This is a genomic window from Marinifilum fragile JCM 15579 (genome assembly GCF_001310955.1).
Lineage (GTDB): Bacteria > Bacteroidota > Bacteroidia > Bacteroidales > Marinifilaceae > Marinifilum > Marinifilum fragile.
The window spans coordinates 35,723-49,590 of record NZ_BAZX01000030.1 but is presented as its reverse complement, the minus strand read 5'-3'; the positions used below and the strand labels follow the sequence as shown (position 1 = coordinate 49,590).

The 13,868-nt window shown below is 35.5% G+C and carries 14 protein-coding genes and 1 pseudogene; 4 read left to right on the top strand and 11 right to left on the bottom strand.

The annotated features are described in order from the left end of the window. Positions 1–56: 56 nt before the first annotated feature. Genes JCM15579_RS16835 through JCM15579_RS16820 form a run of 4 tightly spaced genes read right to left on the bottom strand, consistent with a single transcriptional unit; the run spans position 57 to position 3,268 of the window. A complete protein-coding gene (locus JCM15579_RS16835; RefSeq protein ID WP_054721916.1) occupies positions 57–644 on the bottom strand; it encodes a hypothetical protein in 588 nt (195 codons plus the stop codon). Between the two features lie 37 nt (positions 645–681). Further along, a complete protein-coding gene (locus JCM15579_RS16830) occupies positions 682–1,053 on the bottom strand; it encodes a hypothetical protein (protein WP_054721914.1) in 372 nt (123 codons plus the stop codon). Between the two features lie 19 nt (positions 1,054–1,072). Next, on the bottom strand, positions 1,073–2,254 hold the full coding sequence (locus JCM15579_RS16825; RefSeq protein ID WP_054721913.1) for a tetratricopeptide repeat protein: 1,182 nt from the start codon (positions 2,252–2,254) through the stop codon (positions 1,073–1,075). Between the two features lie 24 nt (positions 2,255–2,278). After that, positions 2,279–3,268 (bottom strand): hypothetical protein, encoded by a 990-nt coding sequence (locus tag JCM15579_RS16820; protein WP_054721906.1) that lies wholly within the window; start codon positions 3,266–3,268, stop codon positions 2,279–2,281. Between the two features lie 454 nt (positions 3,269–3,722). On the opposite strand from JCM15579_RS16820, the gene JCM15579_RS16815 reads away from it, so the two are divergent. From JCM15579_RS16815 to JCM15579_RS16805, 3 genes are all read left to right on the top strand, one after another. Beyond that, positions 3,723–5,279, top strand: coding sequence for a hypothetical protein (locus JCM15579_RS16815; RefSeq protein WP_054721904.1), 1,557 nt, complete (start codon positions 3,723–3,725; stop codon positions 5,277–5,279). A gap of 63 nt (positions 5,280–5,342) precedes the next feature. Beyond that, on the top strand, positions 5,343–6,977 hold the full coding sequence (locus tag JCM15579_RS16810) for a patatin-like phospholipase family protein (RefSeq protein WP_054721903.1): 1,635 nt from the start codon (positions 5,343–5,345) through the stop codon (positions 6,975–6,977). Positions 6,978–7,126: 149 nt separating this feature from the next. Continuing rightward, positions 7,127–7,450, top strand: coding sequence for an HU family DNA-binding protein (locus tag JCM15579_RS16805; protein ID WP_172677460.1), 324 nt, complete (start codon positions 7,127–7,129; stop codon positions 7,448–7,450). A 137-nt stretch (positions 7,451–7,587) separates the two neighbouring features. Here JCM15579_RS16805 and JCM15579_RS16800 read toward each other — a convergent pair whose 3' ends face one another. From JCM15579_RS16800 to JCM15579_RS16790, 4 genes are all read right to left on the bottom strand, one after another. Further along, the gene (locus JCM15579_RS16800; protein ID WP_054721900.1) at positions 7,588–8,409 is read right to left on the bottom strand and encodes a GyrI-like domain-containing protein; all 822 of its coding nucleotides are present in this window, start codon (positions 8,407–8,409) and stop codon (positions 7,588–7,590) included. Continuing rightward, positions 8,385–8,510, bottom strand: a complete 126-nt coding sequence (locus tag JCM15579_RS22060) for an SRPBCC family protein (protein WP_262493540.1) — start codon at positions 8,508–8,510, stop codon at positions 8,385–8,387. Before JCM15579_RS22060 ends, JCM15579_RS16800 begins: the two co-directional genes overlap by 25 nt. Positions 8,511–8,723: 213 nt before the next feature. After that, positions 8,724–9,683: a helix-turn-helix transcriptional regulator gene (locus JCM15579_RS16795; protein ID WP_054721898.1), complete on the bottom strand. Its 960-nt coding sequence runs from the start codon at positions 9,681–9,683 to the stop codon at positions 8,724–8,726. 85 nt (positions 9,684–9,768) lie between these two features. Continuing rightward, a complete protein-coding gene (locus JCM15579_RS16790; RefSeq protein ID WP_157471532.1) occupies positions 9,769–10,227 on the bottom strand; it encodes a GyrI-like domain-containing protein in 459 nt (152 codons plus the stop codon). A 381-nt stretch (positions 10,228–10,608) separates the two neighbouring features. Here JCM15579_RS16790 and JCM15579_RS16785 point away from each other — a divergent pair, with 381 nt between their 5' ends. Beyond that, on the top strand, positions 10,609–11,535 hold the full coding sequence (locus JCM15579_RS16785) for an MBL fold metallo-hydrolase (protein WP_218186211.1): 927 nt from the start codon (positions 10,609–10,611) through the stop codon (positions 11,533–11,535). Between the two features lie 111 nt (positions 11,536–11,646). Here JCM15579_RS16785 and JCM15579_RS16780 read toward each other — a convergent pair whose 3' ends face one another. The 3 genes and pseudogenes from JCM15579_RS16780 to JCM15579_RS16770 all read right to left on the bottom strand — a co-directional run. Next, positions 11,647–12,063 (bottom strand): Lrp/AsnC family transcriptional regulator, encoded by a 417-nt coding sequence (locus JCM15579_RS16780; protein ID WP_054721894.1) that lies wholly within the window; start codon positions 12,061–12,063, stop codon positions 11,647–11,649. 180 nt (positions 12,064–12,243) lie between these two features. Then, entirely contained in the window at positions 12,244–12,729 is a 486-nt protein-coding gene (locus tag JCM15579_RS22355; RefSeq protein ID WP_373280242.1) for an NAD(P)-binding protein, read from the bottom strand. A gap of 141 nt (positions 12,730–12,870) precedes the next feature. Continuing rightward, positions 12,871–13,853: pseudogene (locus JCM15579_RS16770) on the bottom strand (cation:proton antiporter domain-containing protein); the annotation flags it as partial. Positions 13,854–13,868: the final 15 nt, after the last annotated feature.

Sequence of the window (13,868 nt, the reverse complement as noted above, 5' to 3'; positions counted from 1 at the left end):
TTTATTATCACACGAATGTATTTCATCGAACTTTGTTTCGTGCGGTAAATGGCAATTTAAACACCCATATCTACAATCTTCCAGGTATTTTTAATTTTTCTCAGCTTAATAATGGTGTTATTTTTCCAGAAGTATTTTTCATCTCCATTTAAACTATAGTATTCTATTTCAAGATGGCAGTTCTTTTGATCTGAGAAGACACATTTGTTGATTCTAATTCCATCAATCATTTCCTGTCCACCTATCCATTTATAGTTGTTGTCAAAACCACAATCAATATCCTCGTAGGCAAAAATATCTTCGAAAGCTAAAAACTCTTCTTTTGTAATCTTTTTAAGATTCTCATCGCAATTTTTATAGCTGGCTATTTCAGCAGTAATTAGTTCCTCCGAAAAATGATGTATCCTAAGATTTGCTATATACCTGGTAAGATCTAAACATACAATATCATTGCTGTCTATTATGAATATTGGCCTATTCTCTTCGTTTTCCTCATATCTAGTTGAATGAATGTACCATTCAAAGAAGTTATTTATAGACTGTTCTACTATAAGACTATCAGATTTGCTTTCTTGGGCATGAACTTTTAAGAATGAAGATAAAATCAAGAATGCTATAATTAGGGTGTGTATTTTTTTCATCATGTTTAATTTGTTTTAGAATGATATGAATATTAATTCATCAATACGAATTGAATTCTGCATCAAATAAAAGGGTATTAGTCTTTATTTCTATTTTATTCAATTTTTCAATGGGATATCCATTTGTATAATAACCGAACGTTTCTGAAATAAAATCACTTGACTCAAACTTGTAGTCAATTTGATAATCTCCATCCACCTTAGCGATATTGGTCATGTCGCAATCATATTTTTTAGTTTCCCCGGGCAATAAAGAAATGTAATGCTTGCTTTCATATCCATTTGGGACAATTCTAAGAGAATCTATTCTATCATTGGTTCGATTGGTAATTTCGAACTTTGCAATGTTCTTGTTTTCGCATGAACATGTTAATGCGATTATAAATCCAATTGCTAATATTCTATGTATCATATTCGAATATGAATAATTGCTAATTCATCTCCTTTGTATAAGAGTCAATAATCTCGAACACACGATGATTGGTTTCAAACACTTTTTTGAACACCTCTCTTGACTTTTCAAAGTTCAGCTTGGCATTGCTAAAATCTTCTTTGTCGTATTGAATTACTGCGGTATAGAAATACAAGTTTCCATCTACCTTTGGGTCTTGCTGGTAATTTTTGTGTTGTTGCGTAAGAAAGGCAAGAAGCTCATCTTCTTTTTGATTGTTCCAATAGATATTCATTAAATCCTGGTAGATGGTTGGATTTCCTGGGGCCACCAGGAAAAATTGATTGGTTCGTTCTTTGTATTCTTCCTTTTTAAGGGACAATTCCAATTCCAGCAAGGGTCTTAGGGTATAGTAATCATGAGGCAGGATTTGATCAGCTTGTTTGTAAAAATCAATGGCCTTTTCGTAATCTTCAATTTCTCGATACATTACGGCAATCATGCGTGCTGCATCCGCCTTGTAATTTGGGTATTCGTACAAATTCATTGCTTTTTTAGCACTCTCAATGCCTTTGTCTCTCTGATCGGTATACAAATAAGCATAAGCAAGATTGTAATGACTTGATGGATAATCATTGCGTAGTGCGATGGATTTTTCAAAGAAAGGAATAGAAGATTTGAACTCTTTATTCATAAGATAAGCATAGCCAATTCCATAAGTTGACCAATAATCATAGATACCATTCTTATAGGCATCTAAATAATTCTTTTTAAATTGGTCAATCAAAAGAGAATCTGGTTGCAACCAACTGCCTTGATATTTCAAATGAACTTCGTGATAATAATAGCCAAGTTCCTTTTTTAATTTATAGTTGTTTGGATACTTCTTTATCAGGTTGATTAAAACTGAATCGGCTGAAAATCGAAACATTGCAAAATTTCCTGCCTTGCCTCTAATATCCATAATATCTTCATCTGGTTTCAAATCAGTCAATGCAAACATTTGGTGCATTATGCTGGTCGCAAAATAGTTTAGAAACAAATTGGTTTTGGCAATGGTGATTTCAGGCTTTTCGTTATTCGGATCAGCATTGTTAAGAACTTGATATGCTGACTCATATTTCTTTGTTTCTATCAGTTTATTGGCTTTTTCAAGAGCATTGTCTTGTGCAAAAGACAAAGAGAAATTAAAGATCAAAAATAGGCTTAGAATGCGTTTCATGCTATTGGTTTTAGTAATTCACTTTTATTTTAATTTCTTAACAAAGCCATAGGTTGGGACAGGAGTCTTACCATCAGGAATTTGGCTGAATGCTTTGTATAAAATGTAATCCTTGTCTTGATCAATGCCTTTAAACATTTTGCCAATTAAGCTATGGAGTTTATTGTTTTCAAGCTTGGTGCCAATCGTATCTTTTAAGTCAATGGTGGTTAGGTATTCGATCATAGGATAGAATCCTTCTTGAACTCCCTGAGGATGTATTGTTAGAATTTGTGGTTTAGATTCAATTTCATTAATCGTCAAAGGGAAAGTGTATTGCTCATTTATTTTACCAATGATTTCTTCCTGCAAACTTTTCATTTGATCTTCATTTTGATATTGCCAGAATTGATTTGCAGGTTTTGCAACAAGTGAGCACAAGAACATTGAATTTGCCGCATCAACTAAATGTCCTTTTTCCAATTCTTCCTTTGAAATGCTGTACAGTTCAGGAGCTGTTTGTCCATTAATTTTGTACTGACCGAACTGAAGGATATTTAATTTCCATCCTTCAGGAGATTTTCCGTAAATGTTTGTTATAATAAACTCATTAAGTTCATTTTTCGGAATAAGAAGAGAAACAAACATTTCTTTGTTCAGGGCCTTATATTGTATGATGTAGTCATTTGGGTCGTTTAAACCTGAAACAACCGTGTTTCCAATGTTTGTAGTAGTATTTTTAACCTGAAATTGATTTAAGATTCTGTAATCCGTGCTTGTAATGATATTACTTGCCTGTAGAATTAACTGGTCAATATTATCACCACTTTCTTCTAAAAGCTCTTTAGCCATTATCGATTTAATAAGAGCTGGATTATTGGTAGTTACAGCTTTTAATACTTTCTCATCTAGTTTCCTAATTTCATTTCGTACACTCGATTCGATATTTTCGTCTTTCCAAGTTCTATGGGTTCCAAGATTACAACTCTGAGTTATAAATGCTATTAAGACTGTTAAAAGAATTATCTTTTTCATAGGTGTTAGGTTAATGATTGGAAGTTATGTCAATGTATCTTATTCTACTGTTTTTAAAATTAATAAAGTATCATAAAGATCAGTTAAGATAACTTTAAAGAATAATTCCAAATAAAGGATAATGTCCATATTGTTGTTACACTTAGAGCAAAAATTATTATCCTGCTTATTTGATTCTTCTTAATGAAGTTGTTGATTGTTTTGCTAAGCATATTTCTCGAGAATAATTACTGTTTAGTAGATATTATTTTTTTATATTTACATATTGTTCATACAAGACAAGAACAGATACTACTTTTAGAATATGACTAACACTTCTCATAATTACATTGATTTCCTGCATGAAACTACATGGATAATTGATATGGAAACGGATAGCTAAATACAGAGCAATGAGAGTATTATTTTCCAGAGTTAAATTAAAATTTTCCCATTCTTTTATAAGTTGTTTTATATGAGTATTGAATACCAAACTGATACTGCTACAAATGCAGATAATAGTAAAATTTTTAACGCTGCAACAGTAAACCAATCTGATGGTCCTTTTTATTGTCAGTATTGTGGTGAAAAATTAAAGTTATCAAAGAATATTAATCCTGATGCTAGACAGTTCAGACCTCACTTTAAACATCAAGAGGAGGATGTCAATAATCCGCGTAAATGTATCTACACGAATAGTGATCATAGGCATAAGTTAGCGACAAAGGTACTATTAGAATCTAAAAAGATTAAAGTTCCTGCTATTGGTAAACCAAACCCTGAAAATCCTGATGATCCTTGGATGTTGATACGAGAGGCTTATTTTATTGAATCTGCAGATGTTCGAAAGGAGGTTGCAATATATGAGGATGAGTCTGGCGATATGCATTACGGAGACCAGACTTCTCATGAAAAGATGAATTTATTTGTTCGTCCAGATGTTGTGTTTTTCGATTCTGATGGTGCACCTTTATTATTTGTTGAATTGGTGCATACTCATAAACCAGATAAACAAAAAGTTCAAAAGTTTAATAGGATTGGAATAGATACAGTTCAAGTCAAAATACCACATACATCGAAAGAGGATATAGAAAAATGTTTTAACCGAAGTACAAACGTAAAATGGGTATATAACCATGAACAAGCAAATGCAGTTTATAGAACTCCTGACGGAAAAGAATCAATTGAGTTACCGAATGTTGATCAGGACCAAAGAAAACTTCTTGAAGAAACTCAAGCCTGCCGCCAGGCGAGGATTAGAAATCTTATACGAGGAATTAAACGATGTTTACAATCAGAGCAATATAGAGACATTGAATCACAGCTTGAATCTGAAGTACGAAGAGTTAAGGATAATACAGAAAGAAATAAAAGAGAATTGTCCGAGCTTGAAACAGGAGTTAGAGCAGAATTTAAAGGATACGAAGAAAAATATAGACAAGAAGTCGAAAGAAAATATAGAGACACAAGAGAAAAACTTGGAAAATCTATTAAGTCAGAAGAAGCAGCTATTAAAGACTTATCAGGAAAAACAGAAGATGTTGAACAAGAGATCGAAAGACTTAGAGGGGAAATCGAACGAATTGAAGAAGAAATTGAAGAATCCGGAAGAAGTCAAAGTGATATTATCTCAGAAGAAGAAAGAATTGAAAGAGAAACAAGAGGAGTTGAAGAAGAAATCGGAGATTTGGATGGAAAAATCTCTGCTTTTGAGTGGGATAAAAGACAATATATCGAACTTGAAGGAAAAGAACAAAAGCTTGGAGTTCAACTTAAAGAACGATTTAAAACAGAAGAAGAGCAGTTTAAGGAGTCAATTCGAGCAGACGAAGAAGACTATGATGTCGAGTTACGAGGAGAAGTTGACAATATCCTTAAACGAATATCTGAAGGAGATTATAAGGTCACAGATCCCTTTAGAGATACTATCAGAAGATTTTCTGGAGCAGTTACAGATACAGAACGCCTTTGCACTTTGTATAAAAGAAACGAGAAGGCTAAAGTTAAGGTGAGTAATGATGATGGAAGATAGTTATACGGGTAATAATCTCTATAAGTGCAATTTTAAATAACTAAAACTTAAAATAAACTACCCATGCAAACCCCAATCACCCCATTTGAATCCATCGGCTTGTGCTTTAGCGGTGGAGGATATCGCGCTACCTTTTTTTCCTTGGGCGTTGTGTCCTATCTAAACAAAATTAGCTACCAGGGAGAGTCTTTATTAAGCCATGTAGAGGCGGTAAGTTCGGTTAGTGGAGGTTCTTTGCTGGCTGTGGCCTATGCAAAGGCTGTTCAGGAAGAGAATTTCGACTTCCAGGATTTCTACAAAGCTTTTTACCAGAACTTTGCACCAGGCAATGATAAGCTGGTGGAACATGCGGTGGCCAAACTGGAGTCCGCCGAAGTCTGGATGAAACATCCACACAAGAAGCCTTCGCTTATCAATGCCTTTGCTTTGACCTATGCCGATATGCCCATTTTCAAGGGAGAGTTTGGCATGTTCAAAAAGAGTACATCCCCAAGTCTGAAACATGTTTGTTTTAATGCCACCGAGTTTTCATATGGCAAGGCTTTCCGTTTTCAGAACGTGGGTGTGTTTGGAAACGGCAGTTTGCGTTGTGCCGAAATGAACCAGCTAAGTGCCAAGGTACAGTTGGCCGATATTGTGGCTTCATCCTCCTGTTTTCCCATTGGTTTCGAGCCGCTGGTTTTCCCCGACGATTACATTCGCGAGCAAAAAGATCCACACTACAAGGCTTTAAAGCGCCTGCCTGACTTCTGCCATGGGGTTGGCGTAATGGACGGAGGCATTGTTGACAACCAGGGCATTGGGAGTATGGTGAACATCAGCAATTCCAGGCAACGCCAAAAGCCACTGGATTTAATCATAGTAAACGATGTGGGCAGTAGCGATATGCAGCCCTGGCAAGCCGAAGGTATCAAGGATACCACTAAAATGTCGATCAAAGAGAAAATGAAGAGCCTTTTGAAGTATGTTCGTGTTCATTGGTTGTATTGGTGTGTGCTGTTGGCAGGTATTCTGATCATGCTCATCAATTCTTTGGAGTTGATTAAGGGAAGAGATTGGGCATCCTTATACATTGTAGGAGGTGTATTTGCAGGAGTTGGTTTAAGCTTTACTTTAATTGGTGCCATTGTAGGTCATGTAAAGAACGATATAATACGAAAGCTCAGAGCGGTATTCAGAAAGAATGTACCAGAGTCGCTGTTGGATGAAGTAAGATCATTCCAGCGTTTGGATATCGATTTGGTAAAGCGCATGATCATAGAACGTGCCACATCGGGCGCCAAAATGATTAATAACGTTTTCCTGAAGCAGATCAGGTACCTGAATTATGAGTTGCTGTACTCTTCTGATACCCTGAAAAACCGAAGAATTAGCTCGGTAATTGGTGAATTGAATGGGGAAAAGAAAAATAATGAAGAAATTTCTGCCCCTAAAAAACAATTGAAAACCGTTGCCATGATTGCTTCGGAAGCCCCAACAACGCTGTGGTGGAGCGAGGAAGATATCAAACTGGATAGAATGAATTCCTTGATTGCCTGCGGCCAGTTTACCACCTGTTACAACCTGATGAAGTACATTTTAGAGCTGAAAAAGAGTGGAATAGAGGGTGAAGGTATGGAAGAGATGTATAAGGCCCTTAAAAAGGATTGGACGGCTTTTAATAAGGATCCAATGTTTATGGTGGATATCCCTGAATAGAATTGATTCGCATTTTGCATTCAAATCCGCCCATAGTTTAAGGTAATTTTTACAAACTAGCCTCAATAAAAATTTTTATTGTACTTAAGAAATGCTTATATTGTTGAGCAATTGGAAAAAATTTATTTAAGAAAGTCCAATAAAACCAAATGAACTGGGAATTTTTTTATTACCTTCCCATTTTAATAAAGAAAAATTATATGAACAAGCAAGAATTGGTTTCAGCAATTGCTGAAAAGGCAGGATTGTCAAAAGCGGATAGCGAAAAAGCATTAAATGCAATGATGGATTCAATTAAAGAATCTTTAGTGAAAGGTGAAAGTACTCAATTGATTGGATTCGGTACATTCTCAATCACTGAAAGAGCTGCTAGAACAGGTAGAAATCCTCAAACTGGAAAAGAAATTCAGATTGCTGCTAAGAAAGTAATCAAGTTCAAGGCTGGTAAAGCTATGGACGAAGCGGTAAACTAGTATTCAATTACTAGTATATGAACAGCTGCCCATTGGGTGGCTGTTTTTTTTGTGCGGAATTTTCTAGTCAGAGGGAAAAACATTTGCCATAACAAAAAGAGACGCAGTGTTTTGCGCCTCTTAGTTAAATCATTACTTTATTTGATTGCCATGCAGATGTCTGAAATCAAATCTTTAGGCTCTGTCTCCATTGGGTTGTTGCGGTAGAATTCCATTGGAGGAATCTTCTTGTTTTGTTTGAACTCTTTGGCTCTTTCCATGGACATAATCGCGCTCCATCCATTTCCCGACAGTTCGTAAGGGCCAATGTGACGTACCGTTTGTATTTTGGTAGCCGGAAGATTTCCTTTATGCATTCCGGCAGGTACGCTTTCAGGATCTGATTTGATTCCAACTCCAGCAGTGTAAACTACCTTGTTCTTGTTAAAATCAAACTTGTGATACACGGAGAACCAATCGCAGGTAACTACATCTTCGTTTTCTTTTGCGAATTCTGCCAGTTTCTTGAAATCCGCTTCCATTACTTCGCCAATATTATCGATGGTGCATTCGCTCTTTAGGCCAATAAAATTGCAACCCTCGAATTGCGATTCTCCAAGAAACTCAAGTTTGGCATCAACATGCCCCTTTTCGATGTAATCTTTCAACATCAGCAGGCCGCGGTCGTAATCCATTCCAATCAAGCGTTCCATCATATTTTTCATCCAGAACATGAAAAATGGGAGTGATCCTGCCAGGGTCCATGTCAATTTGGTAGTGTTCTCGTCAATTTTCTCTATGATAAAGTCGCTTGTAGATTCTGATTTCCATGGCTTTAGAAATTGCAAATCATACTTAATTACGGATTCTTCCTCCGAAATGACTTTAATGATTCCAGATCCGATACGTTTTCCTTCCCATTCATGGGTTTTACCATGATCAGAAATTGTGTCTTTTACTTCAGGTTCCAGTATGAACATGGTGACCAGGCTTTCCAGTGATTGAAATCAGCAATAATGCTTTTTATTTTATCGATACCAGCAGCTATTGTGATCGATTTTTCTACATAAGTTTTAGGCATAGGTATTTTATTTTAGGTAATCTGTTTAATATAGGATGGTTTGTTTCTTTATCAGATTCTTAAAGTTAAAAAGAATCAGAAGTTATTACAAGTTTGAATGATCATCAAGCTCATAATCGTAAAAATAGCAGGAATATGCTTACAATTAATGAGATGAATTGCCTGCACAATTTAATAATATAGAAAATAGTCATTTGCTTATTTGAATTCAAATTAAGGCAAGTCGTTCTGGTATTTTTCATATAGCTTTTTTACCATTTCACCTACCATATTTTTTAAATTGGGTGGAGAAAGAATATCAACTTTATCTGTCATTGTTAAAATCCAACGGGCAAAACCGTTTAAATCCGGATTTAGGAATTTCATTACAATAAAGTTTCCATCTTCATGTTCACTAATATGCCCATACCAATATTTTGATTCATGAAGCTGCAGAGCCATTGGTTTTTCCATTCTGAGTTCTACCTCAAAATGTTGATATTGCTCTCTTTCCTGATTCAAATAGTCTTCGAAATCTTTATCAAGCTTGCGATGGTAGGTTTGCTCTGTGATTTCCAGTTTCTGTATCCGATCCAATCTAAAGTCGCGATAACTATTTCTTAAACGACAATAGGCAATTAAATGCCAGTTTAAGGCATAAAATAACAAGCCAATTGGTTCTACTTCGCGAACCGATAGTTCTTGCTTGTAGTGAGCAAAATAGCCCAATTTTAATATTCTTGACTTTACCAGTGCCTTTTGAATATCCTGCAAATAGATAGAATCCTTTTTGGGAATATTGGTGATACCAGTGAATACCTTCACGGAGTTCTCAAGCTTTTCAAGAACCAATTTGTCCTCAGACTTCATCACCGACTTAATTTTGTACAAAGCATCCTGAAAGGAGGCATCTACAATTTTATCGGAGATATGAGAAATGAGCTTGCCTGCAATCAAAATAGCCGAAGCTTCCTCGGTTGTGAACATGATGGGAGGTAATGCGTAATTGTCATCTAAAAAATAACCAATGCCAGTTTCAGAACCAATGGGAACTCCACCTTCTTCAAGAGCACGTATATCGCGATACACAGTCCTTAAGCTAATGTCAAATCGGTCAGCAATTTCCTGTGCTTTTACAACTTTCTTGCTTTGTAATTGAGTTAAAATGGCCTGTAATCTGTCTATTCTGTTCAAAATTTAGCTTCCCCTTAATTGTTGAAACATCCAGAGTATTTACATCACATCTAAAACACTCCGGATACTTCTTACATACAATGGTTTAATTCACCTGAAATTGAATTTCAGTAATGTTATTCGAAGGATTCTCGAAATCGCAATTTATGTATATTTCGCGACATGTTTGTCCTGGAACCAATTTAGCTTCTTCCATTTCTTTCATGAGTACTTCGTACGATTCCTTAAGTTGATCCCATGCACCCAAATGTGTTTTCTTCACATGTGCATATTCTTCTAGTTTTTCCAATTTAAATTTTTCGCTACTAAAGCTATTGCCAAAAGTAGCTACAGGCAAACAAATTTTCAATTCAAATTCTTCTAAGGTAACACAAGTTTCCCATTTATAAATCCAATATTGTGGACCTGAAGGATGTAATCCTGCATTCACTGCTTCTTGAACAATCTCTTTAGGAAAGTCTTCAATGTTTTTTATTAAATCTTCCAAAGTTGTTCTCACGACTTTAGACAATACCATCATTGGCGGTGCTGTTACTTTCTTCATAATTTCCATTTTTAAATTAACAATAGAACAAAGCTAAATGGCAGTAGTGACAGCAGTATGTCAGTAGGATTTTCGAAAGTGAATTTTTTACAGAAAATCTTTTTTCTCTAACTTTTGAGTGGAAATCGACAGATTGCCTGATAAAGGACATCAAAATGTATTAATAGATGCATATTGAGTTTGTATGTTGTGATTAAAAGACATTTGATCTGATTTTTTAAGATATATCATGCAATAAGGTGATAGTAGTAAGAGGGAAGTGTATTTTTACCCTGTATGATTTTGAATATGACAATGAACTTAAACCAGGAATCTAAAGAACAAAAGACTAATTTGTATTTGCTTTCCTAACGATTTATATACCTAACTAAAGACTAATTTATGAAACTAAAATTGTTATTGCCTGTATTGGGAATTTTTTGCCTAAGCAATTTGTTTGCACAGAGAGATCTTTCCAATTCCGAGATCACTAAAGTGATAATGCTTGGTTCTGGGAATCCCAATCCATCACCTGTTCGTTCTGGAAGTTCGCTTGCAATTGTAGTAAAGAATGAGGTCTATATTGTTGATTTTGGAGCAGGCTTAATTCGTCAGGCAGCAGCATTGTCTCCTCGTTATGGTGGCAATGTGAAAGCCTTGGATGTGAAAAATATTAAAAGAGCATTCTTAACCCATTTGCATTCCGATCATACCGTAGGTTATCCTGATTTGATTCTAACGCCTTGGGTAATGGGAAGAAACGAACCATTGGAGGTATATGGACCTGAGGGACTTCATAAAATGACAACACATATACTTTCAGCCTATGAAGATGATATAAAATATCGTTTGTATGGTTCTGAACCTGCCAATAATCAAGGTTGGAGAGTAAATTCTCATGAGTTTTATGAGGAAGGTGTGATTTATTCTGATAGTTTGGTTAAAGTGGAGGCATTTCCTGTTCCTCATGGATCCTGGCCATCTGCTTATGGATTCAGATTTACAACTCCTGATAAAGTAATTGTGATTTCTGGCGATACAGCTCCTAGTGAGAAAGTGATTGAATATGCTAAAGATGCTGATATTTTAGTACATGAGGTGTACTCCAAGAAAGGATTTGATGTTCGATCGGCTTTCTGGCAAAATTACCATTCAAAACAGCATACTTCTACCATAGAATTGGGTGAAATTGCCAATAAAGCAAAGCCTCAATTGGTGGTACTTTATCATGTGCTTGATTGGGGAGCAAGCGAAAAGGAAATGCTTAATGAGATTTCTACTACCTATTCGGGGAAGGTTATTGTCGGTAGAGATTTGGACATATACTAGGAATTAACAATTTAGCATACTCGAAAACTGATACAAAAAGCAAAGATCATCATGGATCTTTGCTTTTTTAGTCTTCCGTAAGGTCAATCTTTAATTCATATTTCAATTCTTTTAGTACAAATGAGCTTTGCACCTGGCAATGTTTTCTATAACAGCCAATTCGGTACTCACAAAATTGTAATATTCCTCTACATCTTTAACCATTACTTTTAAAAAGAAATCATGATTGCCAGCAATGTGGTAGCACTCGAAAACCTTAGGATTACAGTCAATTTCTTTTTTAAAGGAAGCCGTAAATTCCGGACTGTGATGCTTTAAGGAAACGAAGCAGAAAACCGTTAAATCTCTGCCAACTTTTTTAGGGTTTAAAAGAGTGATGTATTTTCGGATAATTCCTTTACGCTCCATTTTTCTGATTCTATCGAAAATGGGAGTGCGACTGAGGTGAAATTTCTCACCTATCTCTCTATTTGAGATTTTTGCATTGTCCTGCAGAATATTTAAGATCTTCTTGTCAATACTATCCATAAGAATTTTCAATTGATTTCAATGAGTTTGAACAAAACTAACAAAAACGTATTTCCTATTCAAACATCTATTAGTAGTTATATTGTCGGAGATAGTGTTTGAATTAAAGATCTTTGTTCTTTAATGTAATGGCTATGCTTTTATTTGCCCGAATTAAAGAGTTAAGAGCAAAGTGGAGTATTACCACATTGGTTTTCGTGTTTCACATCCAATATTAATTTGATGGCAAACGTGATTGGCAAAACCATAACCTGCTTCAGAATAGATGTCGTAAACTGCATCAACATTCATTTTTTCAAGTTGTTTTCGTTCGTCGTCAAATCGGGCAATGGCTGCTACATTTCCATTGTAAGTGGTTTTTTGCAAACGCTCTACTGCATACAAGTTCGATTTGTGATCGTTCATGCAGAGCATTACCAAACGTATTTTGTGATGATTTGATTTTTCGAAAATGTTCTCCCAGAATTCACTATCAGTTGCATCATCCTGTTGAATATTTTTGCCTTCCTTTTTTAAACGCTGAACCACATCGTAATTGTAATCAAGCCCTAATACTTTACGTCCATATGTTCTGTTTAATTGCTCGTAAACCGCCATTCCCAATTTACCCATTCCGAAAACCAGAATCTCAGCATCCCCAATATCAAAAGCTTTATCGTAAATCAATCGTTTATTGGTCTCGAATATTCTTAAATATTTACGAATGCCAAAGTATATTTTATGGGCATTTGAGTTTAAAGGCGATGATATGATAAAGGTGATGGCAACAGAGATGGCTATAGATACCAGCCAATCGGAAGGAATTAGACCTTTGCCTACTGCAATTGAGGCTACAATGAGTCCAAATTCACTAAAATTGGCCAAGGCCAAAGATGTAAGAACGGAGGTTCTGGCACGAACTCTAAATCTGGTTAGAACAAAAAAGTACAATATCACCTTAAAGTTTATGGCTAAAGCAAGGATAAAAGCAAGAATCAACATTTGTATGCTTGGCAGGCCAATTAAACCAATGGAAAGAAAGAAGCCAATCAGAAAGATATCTTTAAAACTCATTAAAGAATCGGCCAGTTCTTTTGCTTTTTTGTGATTGGAAATCAATATGCCTACTATTAATGCTCCCAAATCGCTTTTAAGCCAACAAACTTGAACAATTCGGCACCTACTACAAAGGCAAGGAAAAACCCATACAATATTAATATCTCGCCATGACCAATTTTTTCCAAAATCAATAATAATAGAGGACGAATGACAACAAATAACACAGGGAGTCCAATGGCCCAATAGGTTGGAAGTTTTCCTGCTACAAGTACAATATAAAATACTGCAAATATGTCCTGAATAATAAGGATACCTATGGATAAAACTCCATACGCAGATTTTAATTCACTTTTTTCTTCCAGAATTTTTACGGCATAAATGGTACTTGAAAAACTGAGGGCAAACCCTATGATTAATGCTTGTTGCCAGTTAAAATCAGTAAATATATGTAACGAGGTATAACTTAATCCAAACAGAATAACTGCCATAAGTATTGTGACCAGCAACATATGAATGGATGCACCACCCCAAATTTCGCGGTGCAAAAGGTCTTTGATTCTAAGTTTTAAACCAATGGTGAACAGAAGAAGGGTAATTCCCAGGTCGGATATGCTTTGGATTAAATCATCAGATTCTGCACCAAAATATTTCAAGGTAAAGCCTGCCAAAAGGTAACCTACCAAAGGAGGTAGTCCAATTAATTTGACAACAAGTCCTAAACCAAATGCAATAGCCAACCATACCGGATCCATAAGTAAAATTTTAGA

What these genes read in the sequence shown, in the direction of transcription:
- JCM15579_RS16835 (WP_054721916.1), bottom strand. Translation starts at nt 644, where the DNA reads ATGATGAAAAAAATACACACCCTAATTATAGCATTCTTGATTTTATCT.
- JCM15579_RS16830 (WP_054721914.1), bottom strand. Translation starts at nt 1,053, where the DNA reads ATGATACATAGAATATTAGCAATTGGATTTATAATCGCATTAACATGT.
- JCM15579_RS16815 (WP_054721904.1), top strand. Translation starts at nt 3,723, where the DNA reads ATGAGTATTGAATACCAAACTGATACTGCTACAAATGCAGATAATAGT.
- JCM15579_RS16805 (WP_172677460.1), top strand. Translation starts at nt 7,127, where the DNA reads ATGAACTGGGAATTTTTTTATTACCTTCCCATTTTAATAAAGAAAAAT.
- JCM15579_RS16785 (WP_218186211.1), top strand. Translation starts at nt 10,609, where the DNA reads ATGAAACTAAAATTGTTATTGCCTGTATTGGGAATTTTTTGCCTAAGC.
- JCM15579_RS16780 (WP_054721894.1), bottom strand. Translation starts at nt 12,063, where the DNA reads ATGGATAGTATTGACAAGAAGATCTTAAATATTCTGCAGGACAATGCA.
- JCM15579_RS16800 (WP_054721900.1), bottom strand. Translation starts at nt 8,409, where the DNA reads ATGTTCATACTGGAACCTGAAGTAAAAGACACAATTTCTGATCATGGT.
- JCM15579_RS16820 (WP_054721906.1), bottom strand. Translation starts at nt 3,268, where the DNA reads ATGAAAAAGATAATTCTTTTAACAGTCTTAATAGCATTTATAACTCAG.
- JCM15579_RS16825 (WP_054721913.1), bottom strand. Translation starts at nt 2,254, where the DNA reads ATGAAACGCATTCTAAGCCTATTTTTGATCTTTAATTTCTCTTTGTCT.
- JCM15579_RS16810 (WP_054721903.1), top strand. Translation starts at nt 5,343, where the DNA reads ATGCAAACCCCAATCACCCCATTTGAATCCATCGGCTTGTGCTTTAGC.
- JCM15579_RS22060 (WP_262493540.1), bottom strand. Translation starts at nt 8,510, where the DNA reads ATGCCTAAAACTTATGTAGAAAAATCGATCACAATAGCTGCTGGTATC.
- JCM15579_RS16790 (WP_157471532.1), bottom strand. Translation starts at nt 10,227, where the DNA reads ATGAAGAAAGTAACAGCACCGCCAATGATGGTATTGTCTAAAGTCGTG.